At 68.7% G+C, this 17,590-nt stretch carries 16 protein-coding genes and 7 tRNA genes; 4 read left to right on the top strand and 19 right to left on the bottom strand.

Annotation, left to right across the window (positions count from 1 at the left end; all coding sequences use genetic code 11):
• Positions 1-12: 12 nt before the first annotated feature.
• The 9 genes from yajC to thrS all read right to left on the bottom strand — a co-directional run bounded on the left by yajC (position 13) and on the right by thrS (position 7,820).
• The gene (gene yajC / locus EAO79_RS13770; protein ID WP_124769334.1) at positions 13-396 is read right to left on the bottom strand and encodes a preprotein translocase subunit YajC; all 384 of its coding nucleotides are present in this window, start codon (positions 394-396) and stop codon (positions 13-15) included.
• 72 nt (positions 397-468) lie between these two features.
• Positions 469-1,500 carry a Holliday junction branch migration DNA helicase RuvB gene (ruvB, locus tag EAO79_RS13765; protein ID WP_079705916.1) on the bottom strand — a complete coding sequence of 344 codons (1,032 nt, stop codon included), beginning with the start codon at positions 1,498-1,500 and terminating at the stop codon, positions 469-471.
• Positions 1,497-2,123 carry a Holliday junction branch migration protein RuvA gene (ruvA, locus tag EAO79_RS13760; RefSeq protein ID WP_064293816.1) on the bottom strand — a complete coding sequence of 209 codons (627 nt, stop codon included), beginning with the start codon at positions 2,121-2,123 and terminating at the stop codon, positions 1,497-1,499. The genes ruvB and ruvA overlap by 4 nt, the downstream gene beginning before the upstream one ends.
• Positions 2,120-2,752, bottom strand: coding sequence for a crossover junction endodeoxyribonuclease RuvC (gene ruvC, locus EAO79_RS13755; RefSeq protein WP_124769333.1), 633 nt, complete (start codon positions 2,750-2,752; stop codon positions 2,120-2,122). The genes ruvA and ruvC overlap by 4 nt, the downstream gene beginning before the upstream one ends.
• 96 nt (positions 2,753-2,848) lie before the next feature.
• The gene (locus EAO79_RS13750; protein ID WP_079705914.1) at positions 2,849-3,610 is read right to left on the bottom strand and encodes a YebC/PmpR family DNA-binding transcriptional regulator; all 762 of its coding nucleotides are present in this window, start codon (positions 3,608-3,610) and stop codon (positions 2,849-2,851) included.
• Between the two features lie 99 nt (positions 3,611-3,709).
• Complete coding sequence (pdxT, locus tag EAO79_RS13745) at positions 3,710-4,306, bottom strand: pyridoxal 5'-phosphate synthase glutaminase subunit PdxT (protein ID WP_124769332.1); 597 nt, start codon at positions 4,304-4,306, stop codon at positions 3,710-3,712.
• 30 nt (positions 4,307-4,336) lie between these two features.
• A complete protein-coding gene (pdxS, locus tag EAO79_RS13740) occupies positions 4,337-5,242 on the bottom strand; it encodes a pyridoxal 5'-phosphate synthase lyase subunit PdxS (RefSeq protein ID WP_079705912.1) in 906 nt (301 codons plus the stop codon).
• A gap of 98 nt (positions 5,243-5,340) precedes the next feature.
• Positions 5,341-5,901, bottom strand: coding sequence for an HIT domain-containing protein (locus EAO79_RS13735; RefSeq protein WP_079705911.1), 561 nt, complete (start codon positions 5,899-5,901; stop codon positions 5,341-5,343).
• Positions 5,898-7,820, bottom strand: coding sequence for a threonine--tRNA ligase (gene thrS / locus EAO79_RS13730; RefSeq protein ID WP_241161053.1), 1,923 nt, complete (start codon positions 7,818-7,820; stop codon positions 5,898-5,900). The genes EAO79_RS13735 and thrS overlap by 4 nt, the downstream gene beginning before the upstream one ends.
• Before the next feature lie 193 nt (positions 7,821-8,013).
• Here thrS and EAO79_RS13725 point away from each other — a divergent pair, with 193 nt between their 5' ends.
• On the top strand, positions 8,014-8,697 hold the full coding sequence (locus tag EAO79_RS13725; RefSeq protein WP_161578516.1) for a lysoplasmalogenase: 684 nt from the start codon (positions 8,014-8,016) through the stop codon (positions 8,695-8,697).
• Between the two features lie 96 nt (positions 8,698-8,793).
• On the opposite strand, the gene EAO79_RS13720 is transcribed toward EAO79_RS13725, so the two are convergent.
• The 7 genes from EAO79_RS13720 to EAO79_RS13690 all read right to left on the bottom strand — a co-directional run bounded on the left by EAO79_RS13720 (position 8,794) and on the right by EAO79_RS13690 (position 10,284).
• A tRNA-Val gene (locus tag EAO79_RS13720) sits at positions 8,794-8,865 on the bottom strand.
• A gap of 21 nt (positions 8,866-8,886) precedes the next feature.
• Positions 8,887-8,957: transfer RNA gene (locus EAO79_RS13715), tRNA-Cys, on the bottom strand.
• A 56-nt stretch (positions 8,958-9,013) separates the two neighbouring features.
• Positions 9,014-9,085, bottom strand: a tRNA-Gly gene (locus tag EAO79_RS13710).
• A gap of 183 nt (positions 9,086-9,268) precedes the next feature.
• Entirely contained in the window at positions 9,269-9,808 is a 540-nt protein-coding gene (locus EAO79_RS13705; RefSeq protein WP_124769329.1) for a hypothetical protein, read from the bottom strand.
• Positions 9,809-9,947: 139 nt separating this feature from the next.
• Positions 9,948-10,022: transfer RNA gene (locus tag EAO79_RS13700), tRNA-Val, on the bottom strand.
• A 59-nt stretch (positions 10,023-10,081) separates the two neighbouring features.
• Positions 10,082-10,152: transfer RNA gene (locus tag EAO79_RS13695), tRNA-Cys, on the bottom strand.
• Positions 10,153-10,212: 60 nt separating this feature from the next.
• A tRNA-Gly gene (locus EAO79_RS13690) sits at positions 10,213-10,284 on the bottom strand.
• A 168-nt stretch (positions 10,285-10,452) separates the two neighbouring features.
• On the opposite strand from EAO79_RS13690, the gene EAO79_RS13685 reads away from it, so the two are divergent.
• Positions 10,453-10,525, top strand: a tRNA-Val gene (locus EAO79_RS13685).
• A gap of 45 nt (positions 10,526-10,570) precedes the next feature.
• Here EAO79_RS13685 and EAO79_RS13680 read toward each other — a convergent pair.
• Positions 10,571-12,211 (bottom strand): MFS transporter, encoded by a 1,641-nt coding sequence (locus EAO79_RS13680; RefSeq protein ID WP_124769328.1) that lies wholly within the window; start codon positions 12,209-12,211, stop codon positions 10,571-10,573.
• Between the two features lie 165 nt (positions 12,212-12,376).
• Between EAO79_RS13680 and EAO79_RS13675 the strand changes: the two genes are divergently transcribed.
• Together EAO79_RS13675 and EAO79_RS13670 are read left to right on the top strand one after the other, a co-directional pair.
• A complete protein-coding gene (locus EAO79_RS13675) occupies positions 12,377-13,117 on the top strand; it encodes a histidine phosphatase family protein (RefSeq protein ID WP_124769327.1) in 741 nt (246 codons plus the stop codon).
• Positions 13,104-13,985 carry an ADP/ATP-dependent (S)-NAD(P)H-hydrate dehydratase gene (locus EAO79_RS13670; protein ID WP_124769326.1) on the top strand — a complete coding sequence of 294 codons (882 nt, stop codon included), beginning with the start codon at positions 13,104-13,106 and terminating at the stop codon, positions 13,983-13,985. The genes EAO79_RS13675 and EAO79_RS13670 overlap by 14 nt, the downstream gene beginning before the upstream one ends.
• Here the strand turns inward: EAO79_RS13670 and EAO79_RS13665 are convergent.
• Both EAO79_RS13665 and EAO79_RS13660 read right to left on the bottom strand, forming a co-directional pair.
• Positions 13,982-16,408: a phosphoketolase gene (locus tag EAO79_RS13665; protein WP_124769325.1), complete on the bottom strand. Its 2,427-nt coding sequence runs from the start codon at positions 16,406-16,408 to the stop codon at positions 13,982-13,984. The two genes, EAO79_RS13670 and EAO79_RS13665, sit on opposite strands and share 4 nt — an antisense overlap.
• A 62-nt stretch (positions 16,409-16,470) precedes the next feature.
• Entirely contained in the window at positions 16,471-17,550 is a 1,080-nt protein-coding gene (locus EAO79_RS13660) for a hypothetical protein (protein WP_124769324.1), read from the bottom strand.
• Between the last annotated feature and the right edge of the window lie 40 nt (positions 17,551-17,590).

Raw genomic sequence — 17,590 nt, 5'->3', positions numbered from 1 at the left:
AAGGGGTTGGGACTAGTCGTCGCTCTTCTGCGGCTTCGAGGTGTCCTCGACGCGCTGGCCGAATTCGGGCTTGGAGAGGTCGAGTGAGGAGGCGTCGTCGGGGATCGACTCGACGACGGGGGCCTCCTCGGCGGTCTCGGCGACCATCGGTGCGACGACCGCACCCGCGTAGCGGGGGTCGATGGTGACGATGACGCCGGGGGCGATCTCGACATCGGCCTTGCGGGAGTCGCGGTCCATCGAGATGAGGGTGCCGTAGACACCGAAGCCGGTGAGTACCTCGGCGCCGGGGACGAGCTTCTGCTCGGTCTCCGCGGCTTGCTTCTTCCGCTTGTTGTTGCTCACCATCATGAACACGATCATGACGCCGGCGAGGCCGAACAGGACGAGGGTCATTGCATCCACGATGGGAACCTTCCAGAGGAGATTGAGGGCGGGAGACGTTGGGAACGCACCGCCAAAGGGAAATTATAGGCCATCGAGGGTCGAGCCATGCTGAGAAGGTGTTCTGCCGAAGTGCCGCCAGGCGGCCGGGGTCGCCACGCGGCCCCGTGGCGTGCGCGTGATGAGGCCGATCCGGACGAGGAACGGCTCGACGACGGACTCGATCGTCTCCGCTTCCTCGCCGACCGAGACCGCGAGCGTGCTGAGCCCGACCGGGCCTCCGGCGAAGCGGTCGAGCATGCCCTCCATGACCGACCGGTCGAGTCGGTCGAGACCGAGGGCGTCGACGTCGTAGAGCTCAAGCGCGGCCTGGACGGTCTCGAGGTCCGCGCGGCCACCGTGCACGAGTGCATAGTCCCTGACCCGGCGGAGGAGTCGGTTGGCGATGCGCGGCGTACCCCGACAGCGTCCGGCGATCTCGGCGACGGCCCGACCGTCGATGTCGAGCCCGAGCATGTCGGCGGTGCGGTGCAGCACCTGCTGCAGTTCCGGCTCGTCGTAGAACTCGAGGTGGGCGGTGAACCCGAAGCGGTCGCGGAGCGGGTTCGGCAGCAGACCGGACCGGGTGGTCGCCCCGACCAGGGTGAACGGCGCCAGCTCGAGGGGGATGCTCGTCGCGCCGGCACCCTTGCCCACCATGATGTCGATGCGGAAGTCCTCCATGGCGAGGTACAACATCTCCTCCGCAGGGCGGGCCATGCGGTGGATCTCGTCGATGAAGAGGACCTCGCCCGGGGTCAGCGACGACAGGACGGCGGCGAGGTCGCCGGCGTGCTGGATGGCCGGACCGCTCGTGAGCCGGAGCGGTTTCCCCGTCTCGTGCGCGACGATCATCGCGAGGGTCGTCTTGCCGAGCCCAGGTGGGCCGGCCAGCAGGATGTGGTCGGGGGTGCGGTTCTGCATCCCGGCGGCCGTGATCAGGAGTTGCAACTGACCGCGCGCCTTTGACTGTCCGACGAACTCGGAGAGCGACCGCGGACGGAGCGCCCCTTCGAACGCCAGTTCCGCATCGGACTCGGCGGCTGGATTGGTGAGGTCTTCTGGAGCGTCCGTCACGAGGTACGGCCTCCGGCGTGCGCCGGGCCGAGTCTGCCGAGGGCCAGGCGGATGAGCGACGGCACGGTCGAGAGGTCGTCCGCACTCGCGGAGGCGGAGGCCTCGACGACCGCCTGCGTCGCCGTCTTCTCCGGCCAACCGAGCCCGATGAGCGCCGTCACGACCTGATCGGCGATCGCTGCCGCGTTCACGGTGGTCGCCGGAGCTTCAGGCGTCGTCCTGGTGACGCGGAGCTTTCCGGCGAGCGAAACGGTGATGAGCTTCGCCGTCTTCGGCCCGATCCCGGAGACCTTCCGGAACGGGGCGTCGTCGTCCGCGGAGATGGCGGCGGCGATCTGCTCCGGCGTCAGCGCCTCCAGGACGCCGAGTGCCGACTTCGGGCCGACCCCGGTGACGCTCACCAGGAGCTCGAACACGGACAGCTCCTCGGCGGATCGGAACCCGAACAGGGAGAGCGAGTCCTCCCGCACGATCAGTGTCGTCGAGAGGAGTGCTTCGGTGCCGACCCGGAGTGAGAGGGCATGGGCCGGCGTGACCTGGACGGCGAATCCGACGCCGCCCACCTCGATCACGACGAGGTTGCCGACCGCGCTCAGGACGGTGCCGCGGAGGGAGGAGATCATGCTTCCAGCCTAGGGCTCCGCGCTGCCCGGGCCCGGACGGCCGCCTCGCGCGGAGCGCCGCCGCGTTCCGCCGCCGCCCACGCACGCTGGGCCGGGGTGAGTGCTCCACTCCCCTGCGGAGGTGCGCCGACGGGTATCGCCGCAGTCGACACGACTGGTCGCCAGGCGTGGCAGATCGCGAGCGCGAGCGCATCTGCGGCGTCAGCGGGCTTCGGGAGTTCGTCGAGACCGAGGATCCGCGCGACCATGGTCTGCACCTGGAGCTTGTCTGCTCGTCCGTAGCCGGTCACCGCGGCCTTGACCTCGCTCGGGGTGTGCAGGCCGACGGGGATCCCGTTCGCGGCCGCAGCGTGCAGGGCGAGCCCACTCGCCTGAGCGGTGCCCATGACCGTCCGGACGTTGTGTTGCGCGAACACCCGCTCGACGGCCATCGCGGTCGGCGAGGTGCGCTCGATCGCCTCGGCGATGCCCTGCGCGATCATGAGGAGTCGCTGCTCGAGTGGGACGTGCGCATCCGTCCGGATGACGCCGTACTCGACCATCGTGGCCTGCCGACCCGGCAGGACGTCGACGACCCCCACCCCGCATCGGGTCAGGCCGGGATCGATGCCGAGGACGCGCAGAGTCATGCTCCGACCCTAAGCGCGGGCGATGCGCCCAGCACTCCGCGAGGACGGAGTGTCGTACATCCGTTCGAACGAGCTCCGCTCGGCACGGACGCCGGACTACTCGTCGTCGGCCTCCAACTCGGCCTGCACCTCGGGGGTGAGGTCGAAGTTGCTGTAGATGTTCTGGACGTCGTCGTTGTCCTCGAGGGCGTCGATGAGCTTGAAGACCTTGCGCGCCGTGTCGGCGTCGATCTCGACCTTGAGGTTCGGGACGAAGGCGACGTCGGCGGAGTCGTAGTCGATACCGGCCTCTTGCAGGGCGGTCCGGGTCGCGACCATGTCGCTCGGCTCGGTGACGACCTCGAAGGTCTCACCCTCGGTGTTCACCTCTTCTGCGCCGGCGTCGAGGACGGCGCCGAGGACGTCGTCCTCGGTGGTGCCCTCGGCCTGGACGACGATGAGGCCCTTGCGCTGGAAGTTGTAAGCGACGGAGCCAGGGTCGGCCATGGTGCCGCCGTTGCGGGACATCAGCGTCCGGACATCGGCTGCTGCACGGTTCTTGTTGTCGGTGAGGCACTCGACGAGCAGGGCGACGCCGTTCGGCCCGTAGCCCTCGTACATGATCGTGGTGTAGTCGACGACCTCACCGGTGAGGCCGGCACCGCGCTTGACGGCGCGGTCGATGTTGTCGTTCGGGACCGAGGTCTTCTTCGCCTTCTGGATGGCGTCCTGCAGCGTCGGGTTGCCCGCGAGGTCTGCGCCGCCCATCTTGGCCGCGACCTCGATGTTCTTGATGAGCTTGGCGAACGACTTCGCGCGACGGCCGTCGATGACCGCCTTCTTGTGCTTGGTCGTCGCCCACTTGGAGTGTCCGGACATGTGCTCCCTAACTGCGTGAAAAGAACCTGACCAGTCTAGGCCAGCGGCCCGGAACTCGCGATCACGCCGGGACGGGCCGCGGGATCGGGCGCCAGCGCTTCAGCGGGATCGCTCGACCTTGTCGAGGAAGTAGGCGTGGAAACGGGTGTCGCCGGTGACCTCGGGGTGGAAGGACGTGCCGAGCAGGTTCCCCTGCTCGACGGCGACCATCCGACCGTCGGGCAGCGAGGCGAGGGGTGTCACCGCCGGACCGGCGGCTTCGACCACCGGTGCGCGGATGAACACGGCGTGCACGGGCGGGTCGCCGAGGACGGGGATCGACAGGTCCGTCTCGAAGGAGTCGAGCTGCGACCCGAAGGCGTTGCGCCGGACCGAGACGTCGAGTCCGCCGAGACCCTGCTGGCCGGCGATCCCGTCGAGGATCCGGTCCGCCAGGAGGATGAGCCCGGCGCAGGTGCCGTACACGGGCAACCCGGCGGTGATCGCTTCGCGCAACGGTCCGGCGAGGTCGAAGGAGCGAGCGAGCTTGTCCATCACGCTCGACTCCCCGCCGGGCAGGACGAGTCCGTCGATGCCGGTCAGTTCCGAGGGGCGCCTGATGAGACTGACGTCCGCCCCGAGGCCGGTGAGGACGGCCGCGTGCTCTCGGAAGTCCCCTTGCAGGGCGAGGACGCCGACGCGTGCCGCCCCGGTCACGACGTCACCTGGTTCAGGCCGGACGCGGGGCTACCAGCCACGCTCGGCGAGGCGGTGCGGTGCCGCGAGGTCGGCGACGTTGATGCCGACCATCGCCTCACCGAGACCGCGGGAGACCTCGGCGATGACCTGAGGGTCGTCGAAGAAGGTCGTCGCCTTGACGACGGCCGCCGCCCGCTGAGCCGGGTTGCCGGACTTGAAGATGCCGGATCCGACGAACACACCGTCGGCACCCAGCTGCATCATCATCGCGGCGTCCGCCGGCGTCGCCACACCCCCGGCGGTGAACAACACGACCGGGAGCTTGCCGGTCTCGGCGATCTCCACGACGAGGTCGTACGGGGCCTGGAGCTCCTTCGCCGCGACGTACAACTCGTCCTTCGACATCGACGACAGGTGCGCGATCTCGGAGCGGATCTTGCGGATGTGCTTCGTCGCCTCGGACACGTCGCCGGTGCCGGCCTCACCCTTCGAGCGGATCATCGCGGCACCCTCGTTGATACGCCGCAGCGCCTCTCCCAGGTTGGTGGCGCCGCACACGAACGGCACGTCGAAGCCCCACTTGTCGATGTGGTTCACGTAGTCGGCCGGGCTCAGGACCTCGGACTCGTCGATGTAGTCGACGTCGAGTGCCTGGAGGACCTGGGCTTCGACGAAGTGTCCGATGCGAGCCTTCGCCATGACGGGGATGGACACCTCGGCGATGATCGATTCGATGAGGTCCGGATCGCTCATGCGAGCCACGCCGCCCTGGGACCGGATGTCCGCCGGGACGCGCTCGAGGGCCATCACGGCGACGGCCCCGGCGTCCTCCGCGATACGGGCCTGCTCGGCGGTGACGACGTCCATGATGACGCCGCCCTTGAGCATCTCCGCGAGTCCGCGCTTCACGCGGTTCGAGCCGTGCTGTCCAGTGGTCGTGCTGCTCTCGGTCATGATGGCGAGCGTACCGCCGGGTGGCCTGACGGTGCTCCGTCCACAGGCCGGAAATTGGACTTGGGTGGACCGGTCCAGATGGACCGGCCGACGACGGATCAGGCCGAGGTCGGCCAGGCGTCCGCGATCGCCTGTCGGACATCGCCGAGCAGCTGCGGGAGCGCCTTGGTCTGGGCGATGATCGGGAAGAAGTTGGCGTCCGTCGCCCAGCGCGGCACGATGTGCTGGTGCAGGTGCGCCGCGATCCCGGCGCCGGCCACGGCACCCTGGTTCATGCCGAGGTTGAAGCCGTCGTTCCTCGAGACGGACCGGACGACCCGCATCGCCGTCTGCGTCAGGGCACCGATCTCGGCGACCTCCTCCGTCGTCGCGTCGTCGTACATCGCGACGTGGCGGTACGGGCAGACGAGCAGATGCCCGGAGTTGTACGGGAAGAGGTTCAGCAGCACGAAGGCGTGCTCGCCCCGATGCACGATGAGCGCTGACTCGTCGTCGAGCGTCGGCGCGATACAGAACGGACAACCGTCGTCGGACGGCTGGCCCTGCTTGATGTAGACCATCCGGTGGGGCGTCCAGAGACGCTGGAACGCGTCCGGGACGCCCACCAGGTGGGAGGTGTCGATCGACTCGAACGACTCCGGTTCGGTGCCCGGGGTCATGCCGGCAGATCCGCTGCGGTGTTCACCTGCAGTTTCGCGGCGATGGCGGCGCGGATTCGGCGCACAGCGTCGGCGACGGGGACACCGTTCTCCTGAGAGCCGTCGCGGAATCGGAAGCTCACCGCGCCGTTGGCCTGGTCCTCCTCGCCGACGATCAGCTGCAGCGGCGTCTTCGCCTTGGTGTGGTTGCGGATCTTCTTCTGCATCCGATCGTCGGAGGCGTCGAGTTCTGCACGGACCCCGGACGAGCGCAGCTCAGCGACGACTCCGCCGAGGAACTCCTCGTACTGCTCGGAGACGGGGATGCCGACGACCTGCACAGGGGCGAGCCACACCGGGAAGGCACCCGCGTAGTGCTCGAGCAGGATCGCGAAGAAGCGCTCGATCGAGCCGAGGAGTGCGCGGTGGATCATCGCCGGACGCTTGCGCGTGCCGTCCGCGGCCGTGTACTCCAGCTCGAACAACTCGGGCAGGTTGAAGTCGAGCTGCACGGTGGACAGCTGCCACGTCCGACCGATCGCGTCGCGCGCCTGCACCGAGATCTTCGGACCGTAGAAGGCTGCGCCAGCGGGGTCGAGGACGAGCTCGAGACCGGACTCGACCGCCACCTGCCGGAGGGTCTCGGTCGCTTCGTCCCAGACCTCGTCGGTGCCGACGTACTTGTCGGGGTCCTTCGTCGAGAGCTCCAGGTAGAAGTCGTCGAGACCGTAGCCGCGGAGGGTCTCCAGGACGAACTGCAGTTGGCGGCCGACCTCGTCCTTGACCTGGTCGTCGGTCACGTAGATGTGGGCGTCGTCCTGCGTGAGGCCACGGACGCGCGTGAGCCCGGAGAGGGTGCCGCTCTTCTCATACCGGTAGACCGTGCCGAACTCGGCGAGTCGCAGCGGCAGTTCGCGGTAGCTGCGCCCTCGAGCCCGGTAGATCAGGTTGTGCATCGGGCAGTTCATGGGCTTCAGGTAGTAGTCCTGCCCCTGGCGGGTGACGTGACCGTCGGCGTCGACCTCCTGATCGAGGTGCATCGCCGGGAACATTCCGTCCTTGTACCAGGCCAGGTGCTGGCTGACCTCGAACAGGTGCCCCTTCGTGATGTGCGGGGTGTTCACCAGCTCGTAGCCGGAAGCGAGCAGGCGCTCGCGCATGTAGTTCTCGATCTCGTTGCGGATGATGCCGCCCTTGGGGTGGAACACCGCGAGACCCGAGCCGATCTCCTCGGGGAAACTGAAGAGGTCGAGCTCGGCACCGAGCTTGCGGTGGTCGCGCTTGGCCGCCTCCTCGATCCGCGTCTGGTAGGCGCGCAGCTCATCCTTGGTCGCCCAAGCGGTGCCGTAGATCCGCTGCAGCTGCGGGTTCTTCTCGCTCCCCCGCCAGTACGCCGCGGCGAGACGCGTCAGGGCCCAGCCGTTGCCGATCATGCGCGTGTTCGGCAGGTGTGGACCGCGGCAGAGGTCCTTCCAGACCGTCTCCCCCGTCTTCGGGTCGACGTTGTCGTAGATGGTCAGCTCCGCGCCGCCCACCTCGACGTTCTCGTCGTCGGCTGCCGATCCGCCCTTGAGGCCGATCAGCTCGAGCTTGTAGGGCTCCCCCGCGAGCTCCTCGCGAGCCTCGTCTTCGGTGACGACGCGTCGCACGAAGCGCTGGCCCTGGCGGATGATGCGGTCCATCGTCTTCTGCAGCACCTTGAGCGCCTCAGGCGTGAACGGTGCGGCGACGTCGAAGTCGTAGTAGAAGCCGTCGGTGACCGGCGGGCCGATGCCGAGGGTCGCGTGCGGGTCGACCTGCTGCACGGCCTGCGCGAGCACGTGGGCTGCGGAGTGGCGGAGGATGTTGAGACCGTCGGGCGAGTCGAGGTGCACCGGCTCGACGGTGTCCGTCTCCGTCACCGTGGCGGCGAGGTCCTTCAGTTCGCCGTTGACGCGCATGGCGACCACGGATCGGTCGGTGAACAGTGCGAACCCGTCACTCACGGATGATCTCTCTTTCTCAGGTGAAACCTTGGCCGTGCAAGCCTATCGTCGTCCACGACGAGGAGACGCTGCCGTCGGTCGGCGGCCGTGGTTCGTGCTCGGCCGCATCGCTAGAGTGAAGGCCTACGACGTGACGGGGGTGGCGCTGATGACGGCTGTGCAGAGGAGCGGGGCTGCGACGGCGCTGTTCGCCGCGCTGCCCGTGGTCGCGCTCGTGCACATCATCGCCCTCGCCTCCGGTCAGGAGTGGCTGTCGCTCCTCACCAAGCCGTTCATCATGCTGGTCCTCGCGCTGGCGCTCGTGTGGTCGGTTCGACGACTGTCGGCCGCTGCGGTCACGGCGCTCGTCGCGATCCTCTGCAGCTGGCTGGGCGACGTCGCCCTCATGGTTCCGGGTGAACTCGCGTTCGGCGTGGGGATCCTGTTCTTCATGCTCGCTCAGGCCGGCTATGTCGTGCTCTTCGTGCGGCATCTGCGCATCAGGAACCGTCCGCCGGTCTGGGCGCTCGTGTACCTGGTGTGGCTCGTCGCCGGCATCGCGCTCCTCAGTCAGCAGGACATGGGGGCGCTGTATCCGGCGGTCGTCGTCTATGCCGTCGTGATCGGGGCCATGGCGGCGTCTTCCACGATGACGACGCCGACGATCGCCGTGGGCGGTGCGCTGTTCCTCGTCTCCGACTCATTGATCGGGCTCGACCGCTTCGTGCCTGCAGTGACGATCTGGGCGGCAGACGAGATCATCATGGCGACGTACGCCGCGGGCCAAGGCCTCATCGTGTGGGGCGTCGCGGAGGTCCTGCGTCGCCGGGAGCGGGCGGTCCTCGCCGTTTGAACGGACGTCCGGGCGTGCGACGGGTGGTCTGCGCAAGAGGTGGTCTGTGCAACGACGAAGGGCCCGAGCTGTTCGCTCGGGCCCTTCGTGTTCCTGTGGGCGATACTGGGATCGAACCAGTGACCTCTTCCGTGTCAGGGAAGCGCGCTACCGCTGCGCCAATCGCCCAGGTGAGTGGTGTTGCCAGCGAGGTGGCGACGGGATTCGAACCCGTGTGGACGGCTTTGCAGGCCGCTGCCTAGCCTCTCGGCCACGCCACCACGTGTGATGAAACACACTGTCGAGCGGAACGCTTGCACGTTCTCACTGACACTCGAGCGGATGACGAGATTCGAACTCGCGACCCTCACCTTGGCAAGGTGATGCGCTACCACTGCGCCACATCCGCATTGCATCCCGTTTCCGGGTGCTTGGAAACTCTAGCCGATGTTGAGGGCGCTCGTTGACACCTCGGCGCGGGCGAGTCGGCCCAACCCTTGATGTTCCGCGGAAAATCGGGCCGAAATTCCGTCTTCCTCGGCGCGTCGGCCAGGCGGGGGACGGTACGTGGCTGGGCAGTGGGTGGAGCCACTCACCGGCGCGCCTGCTGGCTCCAGTCGTCGTTCGCATCGGCGAGGTGCGGGTAGATCTGGAGCATCCGAATCGGCTCCACCTCCCAGACATCGTCGTCCCAGGTGCGCCGGCCGTCGCCGTCAGGGTGGTACTCCGGGTGATCGCGGAGCCGTTCCTCGGCGTTCGATGCCGCGATGGCCCGCCGCGTGTGTTCCGAGAGTGGGAGGATCGCCCCGGCGTCCGCGAGCCACTGGACAACGGAGTCCATCACCGCCGGCATCGCCCCCATGCCCCTCGAGTCGTCCATCAGGGAGGAGTGCGTCCGACCGGGCATGATGAGCCAACCGTTGGTGTCGGGCGTGTCACCGCGGCTGGCGACCTGTCGTCCCCACGCTCTGGCCTCGACGATCTCACGGAGGAGGTACTGCTCGCACTGGGCGAACGCCACCCGGCCCGACCGGCTGAGCGCCGGGTACGGGACGGCGGCGTGGCCCGGGTCCGTGGGATGCCGTCGCGGTTTCGCGTTGCTTGACCGCCACCAATCGCCGATGCGGCTCATGCCACACGTCCGTCGCGCCATGGCGACGAGCGCCGCTGCGGCCCGGTGGTCTCCGCCATGACTCGCTGAAGCATGGTCCCCTTGCGTTGCCTGCACGTGCTCGAACGACGAAAGCCCCCGGGGGTCCGGGGGCTTTCTGTGGTGGGCGATACTGGGATCGAACCAGTGACCTCTTCCGTGTCAGGGAAGCGCGCTACCGCTGCGCCAATCGCCCGGGTGGCGTGTGTGAACACGACGCCGGGATGTTGCTGGTGGAACTGTGTTGCTGAGGTGAGGTGGCGACGGGATTCGAACCCGTGTGGACGGCTTTGCAGGCCGCTGCCTAGCCTCTCGGCCACGCCACCATGTGTGACCGAACACACTGCCGAGTAGGATTCCTGCCGGAACAACACCACTGACACTCGAGCGGATGACGAGATTCGAACTCGCGACCCTCACCTTGGCAAGGTGATGCGCTACCACTGCGCCACATCCGCATTGCCCGCATCGCTGCGTGCTCGAACGACTCTAGCCGAAACCGGGACCGATGTTCAAACCGGCGCGCATACTGGGTCGACAGCGGTGCGGATGTGCGTTCGTCCCCCGGCATCGGCTAGTATCGTGACTCGCGGCTGTTCTGCACCTCTCCGGTGCGGACGACCTGCGGGCGATTGGCGCAGTTGGTAGCGCGCTTCCTTCACACGGAAGAGGTCATCGGTTCGAGTCCGGTATCGCCCACATCATTCACCATCGCCCGGGTTGTTCCACCTCCACGGCTGCGACTCACTCCGCGAGATCAGGACGTTCCGCCCTGGCAGAACCGGTCCGGCGGGCATCACTCGGGAAGAAGTGTCGTTCGACGGGTGCACCGTCGGCGTGGGCCAGCGCTGCAGCGCGGATGTCGCGGTCGCGGCCGGTCAGACGCTGCGTCTCCTGTCGTCGGAACTCGCCCCACGACGGCACCATGAAGGTCTCCAACTGCACGTCGGACTCCTCGCCGCTCCGGTACAGGGCCCATCTCGAGGCACCGGTCCGGCGACGAGAGGACTCGACATGGCCCATGGCCTTCTGGAACGCCGCGAGCGAGTCGGGATGGACCGCGTAGGAGATCTGCACGAGGACCGGCCCGTCGGTCGGCTGTGGCTCGAACACGAGCGTGGGTGTGGGCCAGGACATCGAGATGTTGCGGTCGACGGTCCCTGTTCCGGGGAGCAGGGGCAGCACCCGCACACTGGCCGCCACCAGCAGGAGCAGGACGGCCGAAGCGCTGTAGGCGAGCGACGTCCCGAGCCACTGCGCCACGATGCCCCAGCCGGTCGAGCCGATGGCCATCGCCCCCATGAAGACGAGGATGTAGATCGACGCGCCACGCGATCGCACCCACTGCGGCAGGGTGAGCTGCAGGGCGGCGTTCAGCACGGTCAGCGTGCCGATCCAGGCCAGCCCCGCGAGGACCAGGAGCACCAGCGTCGGGACGACGGGCAGGACAGCCGCTGCGAGCGACCCCGTCGCGAAGAGGACCGCGCTCACCGCGATGACGAGGTTGTCTGAGAACCGACGGCGAGCGAGCGGCAGGGCGAAGATGCCCAGCACCGCGCCGACGCCGAGCGCGCCGAGCAGGACGCCGTAGCCGCTCGAGTCGAGTTGGAGTCGCTTCGCGGTGAGGGGCAGCAGCGCCCAGAGCGCGCTGGCCGGCAGGGCGAAGAGCGCGGAACGCAGCAGGATCCGGCGGACGAGGTGCGCGGACACGACGTACCGGACCCCCGCTCGCAACGCCGCCCCGAACGGCTCGCGGTCGTCGAGACCGGTCTGCGCCGGCCGCTTCCACCAGATGAGGGCGATCACGGCCCCGACGAAGCTCAGCGCGTTGACACCGAACACGACGGGGGCTCCGAAGGTCGACAGGACGACGCCGGCCAGGGCGGGACCGACCGCGCGGGCTCCGTTCACGGTGACACCACCGAGCGCCGACGAAGCCGCGATCAGGTTGCGCGGCACGAGCTCCGGCTGGATCGCCTGCCATGCGGGTGAGGTCAGGGTGGAGGTGATGCCGAGCAGGAAGGTGAAGGCCAGGATCGTCCACGGCGACAGCGCGCCGATCCACGCCACGACGGTGAGTCCGGCCGCGAGGACCGCACTCGCCGCCGATCCCCAGATGAGCAGCCGTCGCCGGTCGAGCGAGTCGGCGAGGACACCTGCCGGGAGGGCGACCAGGATGGCGGGCGCGAGGCTCGCGGTCTGCACGAGCGCGATGACCGCTGCGCCGGCTGCGGCCTCGACCAGGACCCACTGGGCCCCCACGGTCTGCATCCAGGTGCCGATGTTGCTCCCGAGCTGGGCGAACCACAGCACCCTGAAGGCGGTGATCGCCATGGGAGCCCATGCTGACGGTTGCGACGATGGAACTGCGGAGGGTGACGACATGGTCGAACGATAGGACGCCGTCGCGACCGGGGCATCGTCGGTTTGTCGCAATCATCGAACTGTGCATCACCGTCGCGTGGACGGCCGCCGGCGTCGCTCCATGGAGGATCATCGTCGAATCGTCAAGGTCTGCGGCCGCCGAATCGTGCTGGCTACCGTGGATCCATGGCCATCACGGAACTGATCCTCGTCCGCCACGGTGAGAGCGCCGGGAACGTCGCCGCACTCGAAGCCGATCGCTCGGAATCCCACCGCATCGCCGTTCCGAGCCGTGACGCCGACGTCCCGCTCTCAGCACTCGGGCTCGAGCAGGCGGCTGCGGTGGGGAGACGTCTCGCGGCCCTCACACCCGCCGACCGGCCGGACATCGTGTTCAGTTCGCCCTATCGGCGAGCGCACGAGACGGCCGTGGTCGCCCTTCGGGCCGCAGCGCTCGACGCCGATGAGCTTCGTCCTGTCGTCGACGAGCGGCTGCGTGATCGCGAACTCGGTATCCTCGACACCTTCACCTCGATCGGCGTCGACGCCGAGTTCCCGGAAGAGGCCGCTCGACGACGGTTCCTCGGCAAGTTCTACTATCGACCGCCAGGAGGTGAGGCCTGGACGGACGTGGCCCTCCGCCTCCGCTCGTTCATCGGCGACCTGGACCGGCACACCGACCGCACGCGGGCCCTGGTGGTCTGTCACGACGCCGTCATCTCGCTCTTCCGCTACATCTGCGAGGGGTGGGACGAGCGTCGCGTCCTGGAGGAGGCCGCTCTCCGTCCGACGCCGAACGCGTCCTTCACCCACCTCGTCCACGACGGACGGGCGTGGAAGGCGCGGGCGGCGAATGCGACTGCGCACCTGCAGCAGGCGCAGGTTCCGGTCACCGAGCACTCGGGGGCGAACGATGTCCGAAGCTGACCCCACCACGCTCACGCCCGAGGTCCTCGCCGACTGGCCACTCCCCGATCCCGGATCGTCGAAGGACGATCGTGGGTCGGTGCTCGTCGTCGGCGGCGCGCGGATGACGCCCGGGGCGGTCGCCTTGGCGGGCCTCGCCGTTCTCAGGGTCGGCGCGGGTCGGATCACGCTCGCGGTCGGTGCGTCGGCAGCGTCCCCACTCGCGATCGCCTTCCCGGAGGCAGGCGTGATCGGGTTGGCGGAGACCAGCGGCGGAGCCGTCCGGGGTGACGGGGCCGGCCCCCTCGAGGACGTCCTGGACGTCGACTGTCTGCTGCTCGGTCCTGGCCTCGACGACGCGGACGAAGCCGTGGCACTCCTCGACGGTGTGCGCCCGCTCTTTGGCGCCGACACCGTGGTGGTCCTCGACGCCTTCGCGCTCGGTGCCCTGTCACACGCTCCCGACTTCTCGAAGGGGCTGGAGGGCCGCCTTGTATTCACTCCGAACGTGGCCGAGGCCGCGATCCTCCTCGACGTGGACGAGGCCGACCCGGACACGGCGGCGCTCGAGCTGGCGCGACGGTTCGGAGCCGTCGTCACCTGTCAGGGCAGGGTCTCCGACGGTGAGCGGGACTTCATCGCGCCCGGCGGGAGTCCGGCCCTCGGGACGGCGGGGAGCGGTGACGTCCTGGCCGGTGCGATCGCCGGGCTCGCGGCACGCGGACTCTCCGCGCTCGCGGCGAGCTGCTGGGGTACCGTGCTGCACGCCGCCTCCGGCGATCGGCTCGCCGACCGGATCGGCCCCCTCGGAGCCCTCGCCCGCGAGTTCGCGGACGAGTTCCCGACGCTCCTCCGAGAGCTCGGGCGACCCGTCACGGGGCGGTCCTAACCGACAGCGGGCCAGCGCCAGCCGGTGATCTCGGGTGCGTCCTCGCCGAACTCCCTGGTGTGCGCTCGGGCTCGGACCCGGGCGTCCTGCATCTCCTGACGGAGACCCGCGAACCGCTCGCCGAGCCCCGGCGTCCGGTCGATCGCGTCGCACACGAGCGAGAACCGGTCGATCTCGTTGAGCATCACCATGTCGAACGGTGTCGTGGTGGTCCCGTTCTCGAGGTACCCGCGGACGTGCAGCTGATCGTGCCCGTGGCGCTTGTACGTCAGCCGATGGATGAGCCACGGGTACCCGTGGTAGGCGAAGACGACTGGACGGTCCGTCGTGAACACGCTGTCGTACTCGGCGTCGGAGAGGCCGTGCGGATGCTGATCCTCGCTCATGAGTCGCATGAGGTCGACCACGTTCACGACCCGGACGGACAGCTCCGGGATACGTTCGCGCAGGATACTCACGGCGGCCAGCGTCTCGAGCGTGGGGACATCCCCGGCACAGGCCATGACGAGGTCCGGGCGCTCCCCCGCACGCTCTGAACCGGCGAAGGGCAGGATGCCGAGCCCGCGGGCGCAGTGCGCGCGAGCGTCGTCGATGCCGAGCCACACGGGTTCCTGGTCCTTGCCCGCGACGATGACGTTGATCTCGTCCGTGCTCTGCAAACAGTGCTCCGAGACGGCCAGGAGGGTGTTCGCATCGAACGGCAGATACACCCGGATGACATCGGGCTTCTTGTTGACGACGTGGTCGATGAACCCGGGGTCCTGGTGGCTGAAGCCGTTGTGGTCCTGACGCCAGACGTGGCTCGTGAGGAGGTAGTTGAGGCTCGCCACCGGGCGCCGCCACGGCAACTCACGTGAACCGTTCAGCCACTTCGCGTGCTGGTTGAACATGGAGTCGACGATGTGGATGAAGGCCTCGTAGCAGGTGAACAGGCCGTGCCGACCGGTGAGCAGGTAGCCCTCCAACCAGCCCTGGCACTGGTGCTCGCTGAGCATCTCCATGACCCTGCCGGCGCGGGCGAGATGCTCGTCGCCCGGGACGGTCTCGGCGTTCCACTGCCGTTCGGTCACTTCGAAGACCGCCTGGAGTCGGTTACTGGCGAGTTCGTCGGGAGCGAAGATCCGGAAGGTGGTCGGGTTACGCCGGATCACCTCCATGAGCCACGACCCCAGGACACCCGTCGCCCCGGCGTCGCGACCACCCGGGGCGTCCACCACGACGGCGGCGTCGTCGATCGCGGGGAGGTCGAGTTCCGTGCGCAGCAGACCTCCGTTGGCGTGCGGTGTCGCGCTCATCCGGGCCTCCCCGAGCGGAGCGAGTTCCCGCACGAGCGGAACCACCGCACCATGTTCGTCGAAGAGCTCCTCAGGCCGGTAGCTCCGCATCCAGGACTCCAGGATCCGCGTGTGCTCCTCGGTGTCCCGAGCGTCGGCGAGCGGGACCTGATGCGCGTGGAACGTCCCCTCGACCCGGACGCCGTCGATCACCTCCGGGCAGGTCCAGCCCTTCGGTGTGCGCAGCACGATCATGGGCCACACCGGCCGTCCGGTGTCTCCGGCGGCGGCCCGGGACTTGATGGCCGCGATGCGGTCGAGCACGACGTCGAGGACCTCGGCGAACCTGCGGTGGACCTCCATCGGATCCTCGCCGTCGAACCCGCCCTCGACGAAGAACGGTTCGTGTCCGTATCCGCGCAGGAGACTCTCGAGTTCGGAGCGTGGGATGCGCGCCAGGACCGTCGGGTTCGCGATCTTGTAGCCGTTCAGGTGCAGGATGGGCAGGACGACGCCATCCTGGACCGGGTCGATGAACTTGTTGGAGTGCCAGCTGGTCGCGAGCGGTCCGGTCTCCGCTTCACCGTCGCCGACGACCGCCGCGACGAGGAGATCTGGGTTGTCGAAGGCCGCGCCGTACGCGTGGCTCAGGACGTACCCCAGTTCGCCACCCTCATGGATGCTGCCGGGTGTCTCGGGCGCCGCATGACTCGGTACCCCGCCGGGGAAGCTGAACTGACGGAAGAACCGGGTCAACCCGGCCTCGGTCTCGGCGACGTCCGGGTAGATCTCGCTGTAGGTGCCGTCCAGGTAGGCGCTCGCCAGGATCGCCGGCCCGCCGTGCCCGGGCCCGGCGATGAACATCGCCGACTGGTGGCGCTCCGCGATCACGCGGTTGAGATGCGCGTACGTCAGATTCAATCCCGGAGCGGTCCCCCAGTGGCCGAGGAGCCGGCGCTTCACATGAACGGCTTCGAGCGGGCGGCGGAGGAGCGGGTTGTCGAGCAGGTAGATCTGCCCGACGGACAGGTAGTTCGCGGCGCGCCACCAGGCGTCGACCTGTTCGATGCTCCGCTCGGACACCGGCTCGCTCGTGCCGCGAGACCGCCAGCTGTCCGTCGTCGACCCGTCCCGTGCGTTGTGCGTCATCGTTCCACGATCCCAGGTCGAGCGACCGGAGGCCAGGGTGGTGCGTCGCTCCTGCGAGCGTGCTAAAGGGTCGGCGGGCGGTGCCGACCGGTACCGGCCGTCGCGCCCCACCAGTCGAGGTACGCGCCCGCGGTGTCCGGCAGCGCCGGGCGGAGGCTACGACCGGCGGGCAGGCGCGTCCGGGAGGGATCCAGCCAGGCCGCGGCCAACTCGGCGTGAAGCGTCGACGGGTCGTAGCGGACCATCGTCTCCGGGCGCAGTTGGTCCATCTCCGCTGCATAGCGCGAGTCGACGACGAGCGGTCGGCGGCCTGCCTCGACCCAGTCGAGCATCGAGCGTGACGCGGAGACATGGCCGTGCGCGGCCAGGGGGATGCCGGGGCGCGAGATCTGCGCGGTGAACGCCGCATCGTCGAGATATCCGGTCACCTCGAACCAGACTTCGGCGGCGCGTGCTTCCGCCTCGAGGTCGAGCACGTCGTCCTCGTGCCCGGCCGAGGGGGCGCCGATGGCACGGACGACGACGTCGGCGACCTGGTGACCGGTGGCACGGAGCACCTCCGCCGCACGCGAAGCCGCCTGGATCGCCGACGAATGCCCCTTGCCCGGGTAGATGAACCCGGCGATGAGGACGGTGAGTGGGCGCGGTCCCGGCAGCGATGCATCGTCGGCCGAGACCGCCGCCGTACCGATCCGGGAGCCGAGCGGGATGGCGTGCGGAACGGTCGCGGCACTGACACCGAGGAACTCTTCAGCCAGCGCCTGTTCGTGCCGGCTGTTGACGGCTGTCGCATGGGCGGCGGCGATGAACCGGGCGTACGCGGCGATGCGGCGGTCCAGCATCCTGCCGTCGGAGGTCTGCGGGACGTCGTGGAGGGTGACCGTCAACTCGGTGGCGTCCGCGAGACGCTCGACGGCGTCCGCCGCCTCTTCGGGTGCCCGGCCGAAGAGACGGTCGGTGACGTGGACGTGGGCACGGTCCACGCCGTCGAGCAGAAGCACGGCGTCGGCCGGGGTCGAAGCGTACATCCGTTCCGCGCGAGGGTCTGCGTGGACGACAGCGTCGGCGACGTCGATCGCGTACTGGACGACTCCGTGGTGCTGTGGGCCGACCATGAGGAGACGGGGTGGGGCTGCGATCACCTGCGTCATCGTGGTGCAGTGGGGGGCCCGCGTCAAGGGT

The sequence above is a fragment of the Plantibacter sp. PA-3-X8 genome, from assembly GCF_003856975.1.
Classification (GTDB): domain Bacteria; phylum Actinomycetota; class Actinomycetes; order Actinomycetales; family Microbacteriaceae; genus Plantibacter; species Plantibacter auratus.
The sequence above is the reverse complement of the archived record's forward strand: the minus strand, read 5'-3'. Positions and strand labels throughout refer to the sequence as shown.

What these genes read in the sequence shown, in the direction of transcription:
- pdxS (WP_079705912.1), bottom strand. Translation starts at nt 5,242, where the DNA reads ATGACCGAGAGCAGCACGACCACTGGACAGCACGGCTCGAACCGCGTG.
- EAO79_RS13735 (WP_079705911.1), bottom strand. Translation starts at nt 5,901, where the DNA reads ATGACCCCGGGCACCGAACCGGAGTCGTTCGAGTCGATCGACACCTCC.
- EAO79_RS13680 (WP_124769328.1), bottom strand. Translation starts at nt 12,211, where the DNA reads ATGTCGTCACCCTCCGCAGTTCCATCGTCGCAACCGTCAGCATGGGCT.
- EAO79_RS13725 (WP_161578516.1), top strand. Translation starts at nt 8,014, where the DNA reads ATGACGGCTGTGCAGAGGAGCGGGGCTGCGACGGCGCTGTTCGCCGCG.
- EAO79_RS13670 (WP_124769326.1), top strand. Translation starts at nt 13,104, where the DNA reads ATGTCCGAAGCTGACCCCACCACGCTCACGCCCGAGGTCCTCGCCGAC.
- EAO79_RS13705 (WP_124769329.1), bottom strand. Translation starts at nt 9,808, where the DNA reads ATGAGCCGCATCGGCGATTGGTGGCGGTCAAGCAACGCGAAACCGCGA.
- EAO79_RS13665 (WP_124769325.1), bottom strand. Translation starts at nt 16,408, where the DNA reads ATGACGCACAACGCACGGGACGGGTCGACGACGGACAGCTGGCGGTCT.
- yajC (WP_124769334.1), bottom strand. Translation starts at nt 396, where the DNA reads ATGACCCTCGTCCTGTTCGGCCTCGCCGGCGTCATGATCGTGTTCATG.
- ruvC (WP_124769333.1), bottom strand. Translation starts at nt 2,752, where the DNA reads ATGACTCTGCGCGTCCTCGGCATCGATCCCGGCCTGACCCGATGCGGG.
- ruvA (WP_064293816.1), bottom strand. Translation starts at nt 2,123, where the DNA reads ATGATCTCCTCCCTCCGCGGCACCGTCCTGAGCGCGGTCGGCAACCTC.
- thrS (WP_241161053.1), bottom strand. Translation starts at nt 7,820, where the DNA reads ATGCGCGTCAACGGCGAACTGAAGGACCTCGCCGCCACGGTGACGGAG.
- EAO79_RS13675 (WP_124769327.1), top strand. Translation starts at nt 12,377, where the DNA reads ATGGCCATCACGGAACTGATCCTCGTCCGCCACGGTGAGAGCGCCGGG.
- EAO79_RS13750 (WP_079705914.1), bottom strand. Translation starts at nt 3,610, where the DNA reads ATGTCCGGACACTCCAAGTGGGCGACGACCAAGCACAAGAAGGCGGTC.